Source organism: Putridiphycobacter roseus, assembly GCF_003234935.1.
GTDB classification, from domain to species: Bacteria; Bacteroidota; Bacteroidia; order Flavobacteriales_D; family Crocinitomicaceae; genus Putridiphycobacter; species Putridiphycobacter roseus.
Genome location: NZ_QKSB01000006.1, coordinates 155381 through 173739, shown reverse-complemented (window position 1 = coordinate 173739; position 18359 = coordinate 155381). Strand labels below are relative to the sequence as shown.

The window sequence follows — 18359 nt, the reverse complement described above, 5'->3', positions numbered from 1 at the left end:
AATTTTTGTTAACCCTATGAAAAAAAGAAAATAATCAAGAGGCCGGGATCGTAATTTTTTAATTAACGCAAATTTAAGGAGATTATTGCTTAATCGCAAGTGTTTATTTTTAAATGAATGATTTAATGATTTAAATGGCAATTGAAATAAGAACTAAGCACTATTTTTTAAAAAAAATCCTCTCTTTATTTTTTTATTCACCTTTTATATTAATTTTGCCTAATCGCTGAGCCATGGAAAAAAGAATAGTTTTAGACAGCAAACATTTCCAAATAACCCTTCAAAGGCTAGCTAGTCAGTTAAAGGAAAATCATCTAAGTTTCGAAAACACCGTTCTCATTGGCTTACAGCCTAGAGGTGTAAACGTATTAACACGTTTAAAGTCGATTTTAGAAAAAGATATTGGAAAAGAATTAGTTTGCGGACAATTAGATATTACCTTTTATAGAGATGATTTTAGGCGGCACGAAAAGCCTATCATTCCTTCGGTAACAAATATTGATTTTTCAATTGAAAATAAAGATGTCATTTTAATGGATGACGTACTATTTTCAGGAAGGACCATACGAGCAGGTTTAGATGCCCTTTTGGCGTATGGTAGACCAAATAAGGTAGAATTATTAACTTTTATTGATAGGCGATTTAAAAGGCATTTGCCCATTCAACCAGACTATACAGGAAAAGTGGTAGATACCTTGATTGATCAAAGGGTTTCAGTGGAATGGAAAGAAGTAGAAGGAGAAGATAAAGTGGTTTTATATACACAAAACGAGGTAAATGGATAATTTAAGTGTAAAACATATCATTGGGATAGAGGATTTGACCAAAGCAGATATTGAATTAATTTTCAAAACAGCTGATAATTTTAAGCAAGTAATCAATCGTCCAATCAAAAAAGTACCTTCTTTACGTGATATTACAATTGCCAATTTATTTTTTGAAAATTCTACAAGAACAAGACTTTCTTTTGAGTTGGCTGAAAAAAGACTATCTGCCGATATCGTTAATTTTTCAGCTGCTAGCTCTTCAGTGAAAAAAGGAGAAACCTTGGTAGATACTGTCAATAATATTTTATCTATGAAAGTAGATATGGTGGTAATGAGACATCCAAACCCAGGAGCAGCGAAATTTTTATCCGAACGTATCGGTGCCAAAGTAATTAATGCTGGAGATGGTACCCATGAGCATCCTACCCAAGCTTTATTAGATGCTTACTCTATTAGAGAAAAACACGGAGAAGATTTTAAGGGTAAAAAAGTGGTGATTGTTGGAGATATTTTACACTCCCGTGTCGCACTTTCAAATATTTTTTGTCTTCAAAAATTAGGTGCCGAAGTCATGGTATGTGGTCCAACTACATTAGTACCTAAATTTATTGGTGAGCTTGGGGTAAAAGTAGAGCATAACCTTAGAAAAGCACTGGAATGGTGTGATGTGGCTAATATGTTGCGCATTCAATTAGAGCGGCAAGATATGAAGTATTTCCCTTCCTTAAGAGAGTATACCATGCTTTTTGGATTAGATAAAAAATTACTAAATAGTTTGGATAAAAAGATTACCATCATGCATCCTGGTCCAATTAATAGAGGGGTTGAAATAACGAGTGATGTGGCAGATTCTGATCAGTCTATTATTTTACAACAAGTAGAAAATGGCGTGGCTATTCGAATGGCTGTAATTTACTTATTAGCTGGTCAAATAGGGCGATAAATATTTATATCCACCTTTTTATACTGTGGTAACTGTGGGTGTATTTTTGCTGTTCGGCATTAAATATTCCTTTTTCATCACAGGTGTCAATACGCACTCTACCATGTGCATGTAAAATGCTATTTTTATCGAGTAAAACACCTACATGTGTTACTTTATCCGAACTGGTTGTAAAAAAAACAAGGTCAAACGCCTCCCGTTTTTCCCAAGCGATAGGTGTTCCAAATTTTACTTGCTGAGAAGCATCTCTAGGTGCATTGATTTGTAGTGTTTTAAAAATGTTTTGTACTAAACCCGAACAATCAATACCAAAAAAGGATTTCCCTCCCCAAAGGTAAGGTGTGTTTAAATAGGATTGCGCTATTTTAAATAAGTCGGTTTTTTTTGCTTGAATTAATGGTTGTTTTAAAACGTATTCCGCTTCAGCAATTTTACATGACAAGCCATCAAAGAATGGTAGAGTAGCGGCCGACATAATGGTCATTTCACCGTATGGTCCTTCTACAATTAATTGGGTATTGGCTACTACCGGGTCTTTCCTCTTTATACCCGCTTGAAAAGTGGCTTCATCAATAAATTTTAATTGTTTAAAATCCATCCAACCTTCATATCCGTCACTTTCATTGCGGACTTTTACCCAAGGTCGTCCTGCGGTCAATATAGTAACATAATCCCCAAAAATTAACTGGCTTACCATTTCTGCCGCATCATTTTCGCTCGCCCTTAAGGGACAGACAGACAATAAGCAGATAGCATGACTTTTATTTGTGTTCATATAATTGAAAATAAGTTAAGTTTAAAGCGATTGGTGTATAGTTAGGTAGGGATTCATCCAGGGACTTTAATGTCAGGTAATATTGTTTCGAAGGTGTACTAACCGAGATTATATTTATTTTATAATAGCGGTATAGATAAGCTAAAACAGTCCAATCTTTAAGGATTTCGTTATTGCCTTCAATATATGATTTTTGACCAATGATGGTTTCTATAATGGCAATGTCATTTAATTTTTCTTTGTCTCTACTGTTTGTATTCGAATTTATTACTGTTAGTGCAATACCTATGGCAATGGCTAAATAAGAAATGCTTTTAAACAGTTTATATCCCCAATGGTTAACCTTTAATTTAAGGTATAAAAAGTTTACTTCATCCTTTAAAAATAAAGCAAAAGCAAGGGATATAAAAACATAAGCAGGTATGGAATAGAAACCACTTTGTTTTAAACTGATGATGATTGGAAGAACGCCACTTATACCTAACGCTAAAAATAATAAGGCCTCTTTATTGAATGCATTTTTTGGTTTTACATTTTTTAATAAATAATTAATTAAGAGTACTATTGCCGTTATTATCCCTGGTGTAATGAGTTCCTTTAATAGTTTACCTACTATCCAAAACCTGGAATCTACGGTGGCTACATTTTTTAAACTATTGGCAACCTGCACTTCAAAGTAATCCTTTAAGTAAACCAGGCTCTCGGGAAAAAGTAAACTAATAATAACAAAAGGGAGGAAGGTAAATATTAAAAGCAGACTTAAATTTTTAAGAAAAGACGATATTGTAGTCCGGTAAAAGATAAAAACCCAAAAAGGAAATGACCAAATAAACAAAGCAACAAATCCCTTTGACATAAATCCCATATAAATACATATTCCGGCTAGGAAAAGATCCAATGTCTTGGGTTGCTTTATATTTTTAATTAAGAAATAAACTGCAGCTGTAGTGAAAATCATCAAGGTATTTTCGAGTAAATTATTTCTAGCAGCCTGCGTTATAATGGGTATGCTTACCCAAAATAATAGTGGTAGCCACCCTAAAGTTTTATCCTTGGTTAATTGTATCCAAATTTTACGGATGAGTAATCCGGTAAGGATGTAAGTAGTTGCCGAATATAATTTTTCAATGAGATAACTATCTCCAAAAAGGCGGTAAAATAAACTTTCTATCCAAAATGCCATTGGCGGGTGTTCTCTAAAATGCACCAAAGAAACGTCTGTAAATTTTAAATCAAATACACTTCCTATGCCATTTGCTAAATTATTGGAAATGGTTGCATACATTATACCATCCATAAACATGCCATGGCTCAGTAAATAAGGTGCTAACATGAGCAGGAAAAAAGCAATGACAAATGCGTAGAATGGTAGATTTTTACTATGCCATTTCATTAAAATGCAACTTTTAAATTAAAGCCATAGGTATCATTTTGTATTTGAGGAATAAAACTTGCTTGAATATTTGGATTCTTATGCCAAGGATTCCAATCTTTTAAAGGTTCAAAATGGTAAATTATATTGGTCATTAAAATGGCTATGCCAGCCCCCATTAAAACATCTGGCACCCAATGGCGGTTATTGATTACCCGAAGGGCACCAGTAGCACCCGAAAACAAATAACCACTAATTCCAAGTAAAGGACGTGTTTGGTAATATTCATTAAACAAAACTTGGCTTGTTACAAACGCTTGGCCTGTATGGCCTGAAGGAAATGAGGTGTGCGCACTGCCATCTGGTCGTTTTATTTTAAAGGTGTTTTTCATTAAATGCACAATCCCTGCAGTGGTTAATTCTGCCATCACTAAGTATTTTGTTTGATTCCATACGGAATTTCTGGCCGGTACTTTTAAAGCGTCAAATGCATACATTTCTATTATTGGCGCATATTGAATGTAGTCATCTAAAGTGGTATGGTAACCATTAAATGGTTCTAAAACCCAGTTTTGTATATCGGTTTTAATGGCTGGACTATATACTAATGCACTCGTTAGCCCTAAGGCGATAGGTGCAATACTCTTAACCCACAAAGGATTTTTTTTAACAGCTGCACCTTCTCCAGTCCAGTTGATGGCTGCAAGACTAGGGTAATCTTTTTTTTGAGCGATTGAAAAAAATGGCAAAAAAAGTAAGAGGAGTAAGTGTGTTTTCATTTAAGTAAAGTTTTTCTTAATGCTTAAAAAAGGTTTTTCAAAATATAGATAGCTTAAGGCAGCTAAGAAATAGGTTGCCAAACCATTAATGGAAAGTAATAAAGCTAAATTAAATACTGGACTATTGTCTAAAATATGGGGTGAAATAAATCGTTGAATTAAATACATTATTATTAAATGATACAAGTAAAGTCCATATGATATTTTACCCAAGTGATTAAAAAATTTAATTTTACCTACTTTAAATATAGCATTTTTCAAATATACTTGTTCCAATATCACAAAGGCAAAAAACAAGGAGATGATGCTTTGTTCCAACACTTCCATAGGACCTATAAATATTTTATTTTTCAATAAAATTATTGTAAAACCTGCTAAGTAGACCAAAAGGATAAGGTATTTAGGCATATTTTTTAATCCCATTAAAAAAGTATTTTTATTAAAAGTTAATTGGGCTAAAAATCCACCAATCACTATATTAGACATCACCGAAAATGTATGGTAATAAAGTATCCGTTCCTCCCCAATATGCAGTAAAGTAAAGCCAATAGATAGTAGCCAGATAAGGAGTAATAAATGATTTAATTTGAATTTTTTTGTCTTGAAAAGTAGCGACAATGCTACGCCCCAAAATAAGTAAAATTGTTCCTCTACGGCAACTGACCAAGGTGCTGTTAAAAAATTAATAGCATCCTGTAGACCATGGTTAATTTCATCAAAATTAGCGAGAAAAAATACATAATACCACGGATTATGTACGGTGGAATAGCCTGGTATAATTACTGGGAATATCACGAAGCCAATCAGCATTATTAAAAAGTACAAGGGCCAGATTCTTAAAGTTCTTCTAATCAAAAAGTTTTTTAATTGAAAATTGCCTTTTTGTTGTATTTCAAACAAGATTAAATAGGTAATTAAAAAGCCCGATAAAACAAAAAAGAAGTTGACCCCCAACGCGCCTTTACTCAACACCACGTTCATTAATTTAAAAGTAGTTTGCGCTGTTGCAGGAATAAAATAGACGTTAAATTCTTGAAAAAAATGAAAAATGAAAACAGCAAAAGCAGCAAAGAATCTTAAGGCATCTAAATTTTGAAAATATGGCTTCTCTATTTTTATATTATTTTGCTGTGTCAAAAGGATTCTTTGATTAATTTTGTGTCAAATTTACTGTATTTTGGAAAATAAAGACGTTTTTGATATCGCAATTATAGGAGGAGGAATTGTAGGAGCTGCAACCTTTTATAAATTACAAGAAAGAAATAAAGACCTTAAAATTTTGTTAATAGAAAAAGAGTCGGCTTTAGCAGCCCACCAAACAGGTCATAACTCCGGTGTAATTCATTCTGGATTATACTATACACCAGGTTCTTTAAAGGCTAAAAATTGTGTGCAAGGTAGGCATGAATTAGTCGATTTTGCAAAAAAATACAATGTTGCTCATGATGTTTGTGGTAAAGTAGTAGTTGCAACTAAAGAAAGCGAGTTGCCATTTATGGAAAAAATATACAATAATGGAATCGCTAACCAAACAGAAGGGATTGAAAAAATTACCGGTGCGCAAATTAAGGACATTGAACCACATGTGGAAGGCATAGGAGGTATTTGGGTACCTTGTACTGGTATTATTGATTTTGTTGGGGCAACCAATAAAATGGCAGAAGTTGCTATTGGTATGAATTTCCATTCTCATGTACAACTTGGTGAAAAAGTTATCGCTGTCAATAAAAAGAATGGTATTAGTGAAGTAGTGACTGAAAATAAACGTTTTTTGGCCAAGCACTTAATTTTTTGTGGAGGTTTACAAGCCGATAGATTGGCCCGTAAAGATGGGGTTGATTTAAAAGAACAAGTAGTAGGATTTAGAGGCGATTATTATGAATTGACTGAAGCTGCAAGATTTAAAGTAAAGAATTTAATCTACCCTGTACCTAATCCTGAGTTTCCTTTCCTAGGTGTTCATTTTACTAGAATGACCAATGGAGAAATAGAATGTGGTCCTAATGCAGTGTTTACTTTTAAAAGAGAAGGATACGGAAAGACAGATTTTAGTTTTAAGGATAGTTTTGATGCCTTAACCTATAAAGGAACTTGGAAATTATTTTTTAGTAATATGAAATTTGGACTTGATGAATACCGTCGCGCTTTTTCCAAACGATTATTTTTAAAAACATTGCAAACCATGATTCCTAGCTTAACCATGGAGGATATTGAACCAGGTAGAGCAGGTGTACGTGCATTGTTATTAGGGCAAGACGGGGATACTAGAGATGATTTTAGAATTGAACAAACAGAAGACAGTATTCACGTGCTAAACGCACCTTCACCAGCAGCGACAGCATCTTTAGCGATTGGAGAATATATTTCGGTAATGGCTGAGGAAAAATTTAGGTTGAAGGCTTAGTCTTTAACTCAAAAAGTACTTTGTTTTCATTTTTTTTTAAATCATGGGGTTGATTGGTGATCTTATACTTGAAACTGGATGGAAGTATATCGTGCAACCTTTTTTTTGTCTGCAGGTTATTTATTTCAATTAATCTTCCATAGCTATAGATTAGAAAAATTCGATTTAAGTAAGCATAAAAACATTTTTTATGGGGTATATTAATATGGATAATTATATTAATTCTTTACCTTTTTACCCATTATAGGTAATAAAAAAAGTCCCTACTTATAAAGTGAGGGACTTTTTTATGCGTTATTTTAATTTTTAATTCATTACAGAACCAAACACTTTTTTCAAAAGATCAGTCACTTGTGCTGTTGGATCTTTTCTAATTTTCTTTTCTTCTTGTGATACCATATAAAACAAACCATCTATTCCTTTGTTGGTTACATATTGGTTTAAGTCAGGATTAATTTCTGTTTTTCCAGCAAATTTTGCATACAAATTATATTTTGAAGCCACAGGGTTCCAATATTCTGTAAGTTTAACCGTTTCAATCGCATTTTTAACTACTGGCTCAAAAGCAGTAACTAATTTAGCGGTTGTTTTTTCTTTTAAATAAGTAGTCGCAGCATTATCGCCCCCTTTTAATATGGCAAATCCATCTCCAATAGACATTCCTTTAATGGCGTCAATAAAAATAGGTGCTGCTTTTTTACTTGCTTCTTCTGCTGCTCTGTTTAGGGTCAATTCAATCTTGTTTACTTGCGTGTCCAACCCTAACTCCAATGCCTTATCTCTAATGGCTATTGCATCTTCAGGAAACGGTAATTTAATGATGTCATTTTTAAAGAAACCATCTGTCATGGAAGCCAAATTTGCTCCGTTTTGAATACCAATAGTTAATGCTTCTTTTAATCCAGAAATCACTTCATCATTGGTCAATTTTGGAATAGAAGTAGTTGTGCCACCTTCCGTATTTACTACCCCACTGGCTATTTCATTTAATACATCACATTGGCTAAATAACATTACTGTAGCAAGGCCAAAAACAATTGGAAACTTTTTAATAATCATAGTCTTAATTTTATCAAACTTAGTATTTTTGGTAAAGTAATACAAATAGGATACCAAAAACAAGATGCAAGCAAAAATAATTACAATTGGAGATGAGATATTGGTTGGACAAACAGTCGATACTAACGCAACGTATATTGCGAAAGAATTGAATGCCATTGGAATTAAGGTAAGTGAGATTTTAAGCATTACCGATACAGAGGCGCATATAATTAAATCGGTTGATGCGGCAATGGAGGACAATGATTTTATTATCTTAACCGGAGGTTTAGGCCCAACCAACGACGATATTACGAAAAAGGTACTTACCGATTATTTTGATGATGAATTGGTGCTATATCCTGACATATTGGCAAGAATTCAAGAATTTTTTATCGGATTCAATAAACCATTTTTACCAGTAAATAAGTTGCAGGCCATGTTGCCTAAAAAAGCTGAAATTATTGAAAATGATTTAGGTACCGCTTCGGGTATGTTGTTTAAAAAAGGAAAAACCCTCACCTTTTCTATGCCTGGGGTGCCCTTCGAAATGAAAGGTTTATTTGCCAAGTTTATTGAAATAGTGAAATCAAAATATGCTTTAGGTGATTTTTACCATCAAACGTTATTGTTGGCCGGAATAGGGGAATCATACTTGGCAGAAATGATAAAAGATTGGGAAGCAATATCAAGGGATAATGGGGTAGGAGTGGCCTATTTACCTTCCATTGGGGAATTAAAATTGAGGTTAACAGGTACCATTAATCAAAAAGAGTTTATCGATCAACAAATCGCTTATATTCAAAATACTTATCCTAATTATGTGGTCGGAAATGCAGAGGATAAATTAGAAAATGTTATTGGTGAATTGTTATTAAAAACGAATAAAAAATTAGGGACGATTGAAAGTTGTACCGGAGGAGCATTGGCGCAAAAAATTGTTTCTGTGGGTGGATCTTCTGCCTATTATGAAGGATCAATTGTTTCTTATTCTTACCTTCTAAAAGAAAACTTGGTCGGTGTAAACAAAGATGTTATTTTAAAAGAAGGTGCTGTTTCAGAGGCTGTAGTTAGAGAAATGGCTGAAAAAGGACGATTGAAATTAGGCGTGGATTATTGTATCAGTATCTCGGGGGTGGCAGGACCAGATGGTGGGACGGAAGATAAACCTGTGGGTACCGTTTGGATTGCTATTGCGACTGAAAATATTACAGTGGCAAAGCGGTTTAATTTTGGATATAATCGTTCCCGTAATATTCAAGCTTCTGTAGTGGCTGCATTAAATTATTTGAGATTATTGATGACCAATCAAATCTAATTTTATGGAATACAGAAATATTTTGCATCTATAAAATAAACCAAGTAAGATGCGTATTTTTATTCTTTTCCTTCTTTTTTATACTCAAGGTTTGTGTAACGCGCAAACCGTAACTGTTTTTGGGGTAATTAACAATACCGAAGGTGGGATAGTAAAATATGCACGTATTGCTTATGGAAAAGGCAAAGCTGACTTTACTAAATCAAATGTAAGTGGCTATTATCAATTTGAAATCGAACTTGCTCGCTTGTATGAAATGCAAGTGACCGAAATCAATCACGATCCGCTCCTTGTTTCTGTCGACCGAAAATTATTAAAAAGCATTCAAAATAACCGCTTGGAAATCAACTTGGTTTTAAATGATATTGTATTAAAAGAAATTATTGTAAAAGCGAAAGAACCATTACATTTTTTTGGGACGGATGCTTATTCTGTCGCTGATTTTGAATTAGATGCACAATCTAACTTTATACTATTGACCTATGCAAAAACAATGGCTAAAGGAAGTGCTTTACAATTATTAGATACTAATCAAAGGGTGATTGATACTTATGAATTGTCTGAAAAGGCGATAGAGTTAAAATCGGACTTTAGGAAAAATGTCCATTTAATTTCTGAAACAAAGGTATTTCTTGTGCGTGTAATCCATCAAAAACTACACTTGTTTGAAGAAGACAAAGATTATTATTTTACCTATGTATCTTCTATATTAGATACTTTAAATGAGAACATTTATTACACCAATTTTTCAGAAAAATATCCTGCATTTAATTACATTCAATTTAATAAAAAGGATTCTACTTATTTGCCATTATTAGGGATTGTAGATGAAATAATGATGGAGCAGTACTTATCAGAATTTAAATTTTCTGATGTTAGAACAAGGTTGTGGGCCCTTCAAAAGCAAGTTGAAACGGGAATTGATAAAGAGGTCTGGGTAGGTGCTACCATTTTTACGAACTCTATCTATTACCAGCCACTTTACGCGCCGCTATTTGTCCATAAAGATACGGTATTGGTTTTTGATCATTATAAGAGTAAAATGTTTATTTATGATGCCATGGGAGTCGCTTTAGATAGTACAGGAATAGATTATCATCTTCATGAAAGAAAGTCGGGGTGGGAACAACCTTTAATTCAAGATAAAAATAACCAAGCTATTTATGTTATTTTTGAAAGAGATGGTTTTACTTATTTGAGTTTACTAGATACCCAGACCGGACAAATTATTTTTTCGAGGAGACTATTTTACAAGTATGTTGAAAAAATTATGGTGGTAGACAATAAGGTGTATTATATATACCGACCATTTGAGTCGATACAAAAGAAGTATGTTTACGTTGAAAAAATTAACCGATAACTTCAGTTTCGATATAATGGATTAAAGAATGTATAATTTTAATATGAATTTCTTGCACTCTATCCGCAAAATCACTCATAGGAGCTCTTAGTTCAATGTCGGCAATATTGGCTAATTCACCACCAGATTTCCCGGTTAAAGCCACAACAAACATTCCTTTATCCTTAGCTGCTTTAGCTGCATTGATAACATTTTTTGAATTCCCGCTTGTTGAAATCCCTAGGAGTACATCTCCTTTTTGACCCATTCCTTCCACAAATCTTGAAAAAACAGCATCATAACCATAATCGTTTCCTACACAAGTTAAGTGGGTTGGGTCTGAAATTGCAATGGCTGGCATTGCAGCTCTATTGTCTCTAAATCGACCTGTCATTTCTTCTGCAAAATGCATGGCGTCACTCATAGAACCACCATTGCCACAAGAAATTATTTTACCTCCGTTTTTAATAGACTTAACCATTTGATCACCAGCTAATTTTATATTTAAAATATGCTGTGGATTAGCTATGAATTTTTCTAAAACGGATTGGGCTTCTAAAAAGTGGTTCAGAATTTGTTGAGTGTCCATAAAACTTGCTTGATTTTTTCAAATGTACAAAATAGAATTGTTCTAATATAAAGAAATTATGAAACTTATAGTATATTTGAAAATCAGACAACAAAACCAAAACCATTAAAAATGAAAAAAATATTTTTACTTATTTTATTATCAGTATTTTTCGTAAATTCTTATGCTCAAACTGGCTGTTATTCGGATTGGAAAACAGTATTTGAAAAACGTGGCGCCTATACCGTAACGGATGACATGTATAGAAATGTTATTATTAGTTTTATTGAGGGAGAAGAGTCCTTTTGTATTTATGGAAAGGTACGCGTTGAAAATGGGAAAATAGTTTCCATTTTTGTACAATATGAAGATGGCGAGTTTGCTTTAATGGATCAAAAATTTACAAATAAGTTAAAAAGAGCACCAGGTATAGTGAATGGAATTTCTGAAGAAATCTCGAATGAAGCTGGAGAAAAATTTTATGTTTTATTTGTAGATAAGATAAAACCGAAGAAAAGAGAATATAAAAAAGCCGCTGGACCAGGAGCGAATTTTAAATAAAATAAAATTCTAAAAAAAAAAGCCTGTACAGTAATGTACAGGCTTTTTTTTGTAATCATAATTCGGTTAATTTACCTTTTCTAGGGTATAAGAATAGTAGGTGTCGCTTAATATGGTGATTTCTTTTAAAAAAGTCAGTCGCCAACCTTTTTTACCTAAATAATTGATGAGGTCAGTCACGGAGTCAAATTCATAACTATCTATTAATACTTTGTCGTGATCATTAGTCACTTGACCACTTAGTGAATGCCCTGCAGTTTTACCAATATCGATAAATAGTTTATTGACAAAACCAGATGTTTTTAAACCATAAATTACGTTAATGGTTAAGTATTCATATTCATTCGTCGTCTTTTGTGCGTAAGTCAAATGCACCATTAATAAAAGACTGATAATCGTTATTGTTTTTTTCATTTAATTAAGTTTTGTAGAAATAGAAAGATTAATAATTGGTCCACCTAGTCCGAATTCTGCTTTAAATGCCCAATATTCACTAAAAAAGTACCTTAACCCATAGGAAACTCGCATGGCAATGGGGGAAGTATCTAAATTAAAAAAGTCGAAGGCATTGTCTGGTGCACTTGGTAACGTTTCCGTATATTTTATAGTTTGAAAGGATTTATTAATACCAAATCCTAGACCTAAATAGGTGTCTAAATTAGCGGTTCTGTACAAGTGAAAATTGGGTCCTAAAAGAAATTTGAACCTATTTTTATTTATAATTTTGTCATAGTCTATACTTTTTGAAGTACCGGAAACTGGATCAAATTGTGTAAACTGAAGGCTTTCTACATTTTGATAAAAAGAATACATGGTTGAAATTTCAAAGCCAATTTTATCAGACACAAAATACTCTGCTTCTAAAATAAATGTTCCTACATTTATTACTTTATTTATTCCAAAATTATTGAATGCACTCCCTGAAGTAAAATAACTTAAAGGCGGATAGCCCATGCCAAATTCTAGAACTAAATTATTTTTTTCTAAAGCTTGACCATAGTTTTGCTTTGATAGAAAGCAGCAAAAGAGAATTAGATAAATGTATTTCATAACACTTAAATATATATAATATTTATTTAAATGCTATATAATTAGACAAAAAAAAGGGAGCTAAAAGCTCCCTAAATATAAAGGTTTCTAAAAAGTTATATTTTAATTGCTAGGCCACCTTCAATTAGTGCACCACCACCTAAGCCAAATTCTAGGTTCAGACCAATATTATCCGTAAAGAAATATCTTCCACCAAAACCAACTCTAAATGCTACAGGGAAATCAAATAGTCCAAGGATATCCTCAACATCATTTACTGTTTCTTGCTCGTTAGGATCTGTAGTAGAAACTTTAGGCGTTATTTTATGTATTCCTGCTGCAATTGGCATATACATATCTAATTTATCATTTTGACTAAAATGTACTTCAAACCTAGCCATTGCTCTAATTCTATTTAATCCAATTTGGTAATCGTAATTAGTTGCTTCATCCGTATAATTAAAGCTAAAACTAGAATAATTAAAATCAATTCCTAAACTAATTTTATCAGATAACATATAACCAAATCTAAAACCAACCGTCGGAATTGATGAAAATTCAATTTCATCTTCAAAATCTAAAATTTCTGTATTTTTAAAAGCAGAATTTAATAAATTTGGATATCCAGCATATACATCTAATTGTACATTTCCTTCCTCAAGCGCTTGTGCATTCGAAAAATTAGTACCAGCAGTAATTAATAAAGCACACCCAAGTGCTATGATTCCTTTTTTCATAATAAGTTTTTTTGTTCGGTTAAATATACTATTCTGTTTTATATAATGGTATTAAAAGCTATAAATAAAGCAAAAAAGACCTGCAAGCAGGTCTTTTTTATTTGGTTTATTTTAGTTGTTATTACACCATTATTCTAACTGGATTTTCTAAATAACCTTTTAAAGTTCTTAAGAATTCAGATCCAGTTGCACCATCCACCGCTCTATGATCACAGGATAAACTTAAAGTCATGATATTACCAGGTACAATCTCCCCATTTTTCACAATAGGTGTTTGTTTAATACCGCCTACAGATAATATACATCCATTTGGAGGGTATATTATTGAAGTAAAATCTTCTATGCCATACATTCCTAAGTTAGATATAGCAAAAGTATTCCCTTCCATATCGCTTGGAAGCAATTTTTTAGATTTAGCTTTAACTGCTAATTCTTTTATTTCGGCACCAATTTGTGCAAATCCTTTTGTATCTGTAAATTTAACTACAGGAACCACTAGACCTTCTTCAACAGCAACCGCAACACCAATGTGAATGTGGTTATTGTATCTAATCTTATCCCCTAACCAATCTACGTTTACTTTAGGGTTTTTTCTTAAAGCAGCAGCAGTTGCTTTTACAATTATATCATTAAAGGAAATTTTCACTCCTTCTTCTGCATTAATTGCTTTTCTAGCTTCTATGGCATTGTCCATATTCACTTCCATTTTTAAATAGAAATGAGGAGCAGAGAATTTGGAGTTGGAAAGCGTTCTAGCAATTGCTTTACGCATTTGAGACAATGGTTCGTCTGTAAAAGATTCATTTCCTACAGGCGCAGAAAAAACAGGCGCATTAGCATTGGTTGTAGCAGGCGTATAATTCTCAATATCTCTTTTTACGATTCTACCATGTTCACCTGATCCATTTACATTTGAAAGATTAATATGTCTTTCCTCTGCCATTTTTTTAGCCAATGGAGATACAAATATTCTACCATTAGGCGTATCTACAGATACCACCTCTTCCGCAGCGTTTTGCTGCACAACAGGTGCAGGAGTTGGTGTAGGTTCTGGGGAAACTTCTTCTTTTTTAATTGCAGGAGTTTCTGCTACAGTCTCCGTTGTTTTACTTGCGGATTCTTCTTTTAATAATGCAGAGATATCTTCTCCCTTTTCACCAATAATGGCTATAATTTCATTAACTGGTGTTGCTTCTCCTTGTTGAAGACCAATGTGTAATAACACACCATCATAAAAGGAATCAAATTCTAAAGTAGCCTTATCTGTTTCAATTTCGGCTAATAATTCACCTTCTGCTACTGTATCACCTACTTTTTTATGCCATTCCGCCACAACTCCTTCGGTCATGGTATCTGATAATTTCGGCATTCTTACTATTTCCGCCATAATGCTTTTAATCTATTATTGATTGCTTATTTAAGCTAAATATTCTTTAATGTATGGATAATCTTTTTGTTGATAAACATCATTGTATAATTCCTCTTTGTCAGGAAATGGAGAATCTTCCGCAAATTTCACAGCATCTAAAACTGTTTGTTTGGTTTCCGCCTCCACGGTATCAATTTGTTTTTGTGTCATGTATTTTTTCTCTTTGATTACGGACAATACATGATCAATAGGGTCTTTATCTTGCCACTCACTTACTTCATCTTTCGATCTGTATTTTTGAGGATCAGACATGGAGTGACCTTTATATCTATAGGTTCTAATATCTAATAAAGTAGGGCCATTACCTTTTCTAGCACGTTCAGCAGCTTCTTCAATTGCTTCATGTACTGCTTCTGGCTTCATACCATCTACTACAAAAGATGGCATTTCGTAAGAATCTCCCATTTTAGACATGTCCGTAACATTGGTAGTTCTTTCCACAGAGGTTCCCATGGCGTAGTTATTATTTTCGATAATAAAAATTACGGGTAACTTCCATACCATGGCCATATTGAATGTTTCATGCAAAGCACCTTGTCTAGCTGCACCATCACCAAATGAACAGAAACATACATTTCCAGTTTCATTATATTGTTCTGCAAATGCAATACCTGCACCCATTGGAATTTGAGCGCCAACGATACCATGTCCACCGTAAAAACCTCTTTCCTTGTCAAAAAAGTGCATAGAACCACCTTTCCCCTTAGAACAGCCAGTAGCTTTACCATAAAGTTCTGCCATTAAGTTTTTAGGATCGGTACCTAAAGCAATAGGATGTCCATGATCACGATAAGCCGTAATATGTTTATCTCCTTTTTTACAGGCAGATACTGTACCCGCTGCAATGGCTTCTTGACCAATATAGACGTGTAAAAAACCGCCAAATTTTTGTTGAATATATAATTGAGAAATTTTCTCTTCAAACCTTCTAATCATCAACATGTCTTTATACCATTTGATATAAGTTTCTTTTGAAAACTTAGAAGCTTGTGTCTTTCTTGTTGTTTTTGCTGGAGCAGCTTTTTTTACGGCCATAACAATCTATTTAATTTTGCTGTTGACAAATATAAAAGTTTAATTTTTATATTATATACTCATTCTCCTTTTAATTGCCTGTTAAATTTAAGCAAAAAAAAAGCCCTGACAATATAGTCAGGGCTTTTATATAAAAAGTTGTTATTTATTAACGCTTAGCTAATCTTTCAGAAGATATAGATAATTTTTTTCTACCTTTTCTTCTTCTTGCTTTTATAACGGCTCTACCATTTTTTGTAGCCATTCTTGTTCTGAAACCATGTTTGTTTCTTCTTTTTCTTAATGATGGTTGAAACGTTCTTTTACTCATTTCTAAAGCGTTTTATAATGTATTTTTAATTTTATTTTCCTAATTCGGACTGCAAAGATATATAAAAATCATTTACATCAAAGCATTATCCAAAAAAAAATACATTTTTATTATTCTACTTTAGAATTCCATGTATTTTTGTGCAAAACTAATAAATTATGCTTGGACGCAATAAAAAAACTGAAAAAATTAAATTATCCCCGGAATCTTACAAGCAAGCTAAAAACTTCTTATCTTATTTAAAGCCTTATAGAGGTATATATACAGTAGGTTGGATATTCCTATTATTGTCAAGCGTAACCGCTATGTTGTTTCCTTTGTTAATGGGACAGTTATTAGGGAAAGATAATACAAACCCTGCTTTAACCAGTATGCCAAGTCTCGATTTGTCTTCTTTAAATACCAATGGTATTTTTATTTTAATGTTTATTGTTTTTACATTCCAAGCTATTTTTTCATTTTTCCGAGTGGTTATATTCTCTAATGTCACTGAGAAAACTTTAAAAGATATTAAAACAACGACAGTAAAAAAATTACTGCACCTACCTATCGATTTTTTTAACAGAAATAAAGTTGGGGAGTTAACCTCTAGAATTGCAACAGATATCAACTTATTGCAAGAAACCTTGAATACAACCATTGCAGAATTTTTCCGACAATTTATCACCATTATTTTGGGGGTAGGTTTTATACTTTTTGCTTCATGGCAATTGGCATTATGGATGTTAGCGGTTGTTCCTTTTGTTGCAATTGTCGCAGTTTTGTTTGGTAGAAAAGTAAAACAACTTTCAAAAAAGGCCCAAGATGCATCCGCAAAATCAAATGCGATACTAGAAGAAACATTGATGGGAATTTACAATGTGAAATCTTTTACAAATGAAAACTATGAGTATAATAGATATGAAGAAAAAGTAAATAAAGTAGCAAAGTTAAGTATGAAGAATGGGAGATTAAGAGGGGCTTTTGTTTCTTTTATTGTCTTTGCTTTATTTGGTGCAATTGTATTTATTATATGGAAAGCAAAAGGAATGGTACCTACTTCTATTTCTAATGAAGAGTTTTACGCTTTTGTTTTGTATACTATTTTTGTTGGTGCTTCCTTCGCTTCATTACCTGATTTATATGCGAAAATTCAAAAAGCCATTGGTGCTTCTGAATATTTAATGACTTTAGTACATGAAGAAGAAGAAGTAGATGCAAATAAACCTGCTTTAGATGATTTTAGTGGTAATGTTGCTTTTAATGCGGTGAAATTCTCCTATCCTTCTCGTCCAGATGTGGAAGTGCTTAAAGGGGTGACTTTTGAGGTGACACATGGACAAACGATTGCTTTAGTGGGGAGTTCAGGAGCTGGTAAGACAACTATTTCTAATTTATTACTAAAATATTACCCATTAAGTGGTGGGGCAATCACTTTTGATGGTAATGATATTTCTAAATTTTCAAGTGAAAGTATTCGATCTCAAATAGCGATTGTACCGCAGGAAGTAATTTTGTTTAGTGGTAGTATAAGAGCGAACATTGCATATGGTAATTTGAATGCAAGCAATGAAGAAATAGAAGCTGCAGCTAAACAAGCCAATGCATTATCGTTTATTTTAGGTTTTCCAGAACAGTTTGATACGGAAGTAGGGGATAGAGGAATTCAACTTTCAGGCGGACAAAAACAAAGAATTGCCATTGCGAGAGCTGTGCTTAAAAACCCTAAACTTTTGATACTTGATGAGGCGACCAGTGCATTGGATACGGAATCTGAAAAGTTGGTGCAAGATGCGCTAGAGAAATTAATGAAAGATAGAACATCTATCGTCATTGCACACCGTTTATCTACCATTAAAAATGCCGATACCATTTTAGTCTTAGAAAATGGTCAGGTTAAACAAAAGGGTAAACATGAGGATTTGATTGCTGATAAAACAGGAATGTATTATCAATTAAACAATACACAGGTTTAA

At 33.1% G+C, this 18359-nt stretch carries 19 protein-coding genes; 7 read left to right on the top strand and 12 right to left on the bottom strand.

Going from position 1 to position 18359, the window contains the following annotated elements; genetic code table 11:
- The first annotated feature begins 233 nt into the window (after positions 1-233).
- On the top strand, positions 234-785 hold the full coding sequence (gene pyrR, locus DNU06_RS11295; protein ID WP_111063443.1) for a bifunctional pyr operon transcriptional regulator/uracil phosphoribosyltransferase PyrR: 552 nt from the start codon (positions 234-236) through the stop codon (positions 783-785).
- Entirely contained in the window at positions 778-1710 is a 933-nt protein-coding gene (locus DNU06_RS11290; RefSeq protein ID WP_111063442.1) for an aspartate carbamoyltransferase catalytic subunit, read from the top strand. Before pyrR ends, DNU06_RS11290 begins: the two co-directional genes overlap by 8 nt.
- A 4-nt stretch (positions 1711-1714) precedes the next feature.
- Here DNU06_RS11290 and DNU06_RS11285 read toward each other — a convergent pair whose 3' ends face one another.
- From DNU06_RS11285 to DNU06_RS11270, 4 genes are read right to left on the bottom strand one after another with little or no spacing between them, the layout of a single operon-like run.
- Entirely contained in the window at positions 1715-2485 is a 771-nt protein-coding gene (locus tag DNU06_RS11285) for a C40 family peptidase (RefSeq protein ID WP_111063441.1), read from the bottom strand.
- Complete coding sequence (locus tag DNU06_RS11280; RefSeq protein ID WP_111063440.1) at positions 2472-3878, bottom strand: ArnT family glycosyltransferase; 1407 nt, start codon at positions 3876-3878, stop codon at positions 2472-2474. The genes DNU06_RS11285 and DNU06_RS11280 overlap by 14 nt, the downstream gene beginning before the upstream one ends.
- Positions 3878-4636, bottom strand: coding sequence for a phosphatase PAP2 family protein (locus tag DNU06_RS11275; RefSeq protein ID WP_111063439.1), 759 nt, complete (start codon positions 4634-4636; stop codon positions 3878-3880). The genes DNU06_RS11280 and DNU06_RS11275 overlap by 1 nt, the downstream gene beginning before the upstream one ends.
- Complete coding sequence (locus DNU06_RS11270) at positions 4637-5773, bottom strand: acyltransferase family protein (RefSeq protein WP_158526879.1); 1137 nt, start codon at positions 5771-5773, stop codon at positions 4637-4639. It lies immediately after the preceding gene.
- A gap of 40 nt (positions 5774-5813) precedes the next feature.
- Here DNU06_RS11270 and lhgO point away from each other — a divergent pair, with 40 nt between their 5' ends.
- A complete protein-coding gene (gene lhgO, locus DNU06_RS11265; protein WP_111063437.1) occupies positions 5814-7040 on the top strand; it encodes an L-2-hydroxyglutarate oxidase in 1227 nt (408 codons plus the stop codon).
- Between the two features lie 306 nt (positions 7041-7346).
- Here lhgO and DNU06_RS11260 read toward each other — a convergent pair whose 3' ends face one another.
- Entirely contained in the window at positions 7347-8099 is a 753-nt protein-coding gene (locus tag DNU06_RS11260; protein WP_111063527.1) for a DUF4197 domain-containing protein, read from the bottom strand.
- Between the two features lie 64 nt (positions 8100-8163).
- Between DNU06_RS11260 and DNU06_RS11255 the strand changes: the two genes are divergently transcribed.
- Both DNU06_RS11255 and DNU06_RS11250 read left to right on the top strand, forming a co-directional pair.
- Positions 8164-9396 carry a CinA family nicotinamide mononucleotide deamidase-related protein gene (locus DNU06_RS11255; protein WP_111063436.1) on the top strand — a complete coding sequence of 411 codons (1233 nt, stop codon included), beginning with the start codon at positions 8164-8166 and terminating at the stop codon, positions 9394-9396.
- Positions 9397-9445: 49 nt separating this feature from the next.
- The gene (locus tag DNU06_RS11250; RefSeq protein ID WP_111063435.1) at positions 9446-10756 is read left to right on the top strand and encodes a hypothetical protein; all 1311 of its coding nucleotides are present in this window, start codon (positions 9446-9448) and stop codon (positions 10754-10756) included.
- Here DNU06_RS11250 and lpcA read toward each other — a convergent pair.
- Entirely contained in the window at positions 10746-11324 is a 579-nt protein-coding gene (gene lpcA / locus DNU06_RS11245) for a D-sedoheptulose 7-phosphate isomerase (protein ID WP_111063434.1), read from the bottom strand. The genes DNU06_RS11250 and lpcA overlap by 11 nt on opposite strands.
- A 111-nt stretch (positions 11325-11435) precedes the next feature.
- Here lpcA and DNU06_RS11240 point away from each other — a divergent pair, with 111 nt between their 5' ends.
- Complete coding sequence (locus DNU06_RS11240) at positions 11436-11864, top strand: hypothetical protein (RefSeq protein WP_111063433.1); 429 nt, start codon at positions 11436-11438, stop codon at positions 11862-11864.
- Between the two features lie 66 nt (positions 11865-11930).
- Here the strand turns inward: DNU06_RS11240 and DNU06_RS11235 are convergent, their stop codons facing one another.
- The 6 genes from DNU06_RS11235 to rpmH all read right to left on the bottom strand — a co-directional run bounded on the left by DNU06_RS11235 (position 11931) and on the right by rpmH (position 16404).
- Positions 11931-12278, bottom strand: a complete 348-nt coding sequence (locus tag DNU06_RS11235) for a hypothetical protein (protein ID WP_111063432.1) — start codon at positions 12276-12278, stop codon at positions 11931-11933.
- Positions 12279-12914: a hypothetical protein gene (locus DNU06_RS11230; RefSeq protein WP_111063431.1), complete on the bottom strand. Its 636-nt coding sequence runs from the start codon at positions 12912-12914 to the stop codon at positions 12279-12281.
- A 95-nt stretch (positions 12915-13009) separates the two neighbouring features.
- A complete protein-coding gene (locus tag DNU06_RS11225; RefSeq protein ID WP_111063430.1) occupies positions 13010-13630 on the bottom strand; it encodes an outer membrane beta-barrel protein in 621 nt (206 codons plus the stop codon).
- Between the two features lie 121 nt (positions 13631-13751).
- Entirely contained in the window at positions 13752-15017 is a 1266-nt protein-coding gene (locus DNU06_RS11220; RefSeq protein WP_111063429.1) for a pyruvate dehydrogenase complex dihydrolipoamide acetyltransferase, read from the bottom strand.
- A gap of 30 nt (positions 15018-15047) precedes the next feature.
- Positions 15048-16094: a pyruvate dehydrogenase (acetyl-transferring) E1 component subunit alpha gene (gene pdhA / locus DNU06_RS11215; RefSeq protein WP_111063428.1), complete on the bottom strand. Its 1047-nt coding sequence runs from the start codon at positions 16092-16094 to the stop codon at positions 15048-15050.
- Positions 16095-16242: 148 nt separating this feature from the next.
- On the bottom strand, positions 16243-16404 hold the full coding sequence (gene rpmH, locus DNU06_RS11210) for a 50S ribosomal protein L34 (RefSeq protein WP_111063427.1): 162 nt from the start codon (positions 16402-16404) through the stop codon (positions 16243-16245).
- 158 nt (positions 16405-16562) lie between these two features.
- On the opposite strand from rpmH, the gene DNU06_RS11205 reads away from it, so the two are divergent.
- Positions 16563-18359: an ABC transporter ATP-binding protein gene (locus DNU06_RS11205; protein ID WP_111063426.1), complete on the top strand. Its 1797-nt coding sequence runs from the start codon at positions 16563-16565 to the stop codon at positions 18357-18359.

What these genes read in the sequence shown, in the direction of transcription:
- DNU06_RS11235 (WP_111063432.1), bottom strand. Translation starts at nt 12,278, where the DNA reads ATGAAAAAAACAATAACGATTATCAGTCTTTTATTAATGGTGCATTTG.
- DNU06_RS11260 (WP_111063527.1), bottom strand. Translation starts at nt 8,099, where the DNA reads ATGATTATTAAAAAGTTTCCAATTGTTTTTGGCCTTGCTACAGTAATG.
- DNU06_RS11255 (WP_111063436.1), top strand. Translation starts at nt 8,164, where the DNA reads ATGCAAGCAAAAATAATTACAATTGGAGATGAGATATTGGTTGGACAA.
- DNU06_RS11225 (WP_111063430.1), bottom strand. Translation starts at nt 13,630, where the DNA reads ATGAAAAAAGGAATCATAGCACTTGGGTGTGCTTTATTAATTACTGCT.
- rpmH (WP_111063427.1), bottom strand. Translation starts at nt 16,404, where the DNA reads ATGAGTAAAAGAACGTTTCAACCATCATTAAGAAAAAGAAGAAACAAA.
- DNU06_RS11285 (WP_111063441.1), bottom strand. Translation starts at nt 2,485, where the DNA reads ATGAACACAAATAAAAGTCATGCTATCTGCTTATTGTCTGTCTGTCCC.
- DNU06_RS11275 (WP_111063439.1), bottom strand. Translation starts at nt 4,636, where the DNA reads ATGAAAACACACTTACTCCTCTTACTTTTTTTGCCATTTTTTTCAATC.
- pdhA (WP_111063428.1), bottom strand. Translation starts at nt 16,094, where the DNA reads ATGGCCGTAAAAAAAGCTGCTCCAGCAAAAACAACAAGAAAGACACAA.
- pyrR (WP_111063443.1), top strand. Translation starts at nt 234, where the DNA reads ATGGAAAAAAGAATAGTTTTAGACAGCAAACATTTCCAAATAACCCTT.
- DNU06_RS11290 (WP_111063442.1), top strand. Translation starts at nt 778, where the DNA reads ATGGATAATTTAAGTGTAAAACATATCATTGGGATAGAGGATTTGACC.
- DNU06_RS11240 (WP_111063433.1), top strand. Translation starts at nt 11,436, where the DNA reads ATGAAAAAAATATTTTTACTTATTTTATTATCAGTATTTTTCGTAAAT.
- DNU06_RS11250 (WP_111063435.1), top strand. Translation starts at nt 9,446, where the DNA reads ATGCGTATTTTTATTCTTTTCCTTCTTTTTTATACTCAAGGTTTGTGT.
- DNU06_RS11280 (WP_111063440.1), bottom strand. Translation starts at nt 3,878, where the DNA reads ATGAAATGGCATAGTAAAAATCTACCATTCTACGCATTTGTCATTGCT.
- DNU06_RS11205 (WP_111063426.1), top strand. Translation starts at nt 16,563, where the DNA reads ATGCTTGGACGCAATAAAAAAACTGAAAAAATTAAATTATCCCCGGAA.
- lpcA (WP_111063434.1), bottom strand. Translation starts at nt 11,324, where the DNA reads ATGGACACTCAACAAATTCTGAACCACTTTTTAGAAGCCCAATCCGTT.
- DNU06_RS11220 (WP_111063429.1), bottom strand. Translation starts at nt 15,017, where the DNA reads ATGGCGGAAATAGTAAGAATGCCGAAATTATCAGATACCATGACCGAA.
- DNU06_RS11230 (WP_111063431.1), bottom strand. Translation starts at nt 12,914, where the DNA reads ATGAAATACATTTATCTAATTCTCTTTTGCTGCTTTCTATCAAAGCAA.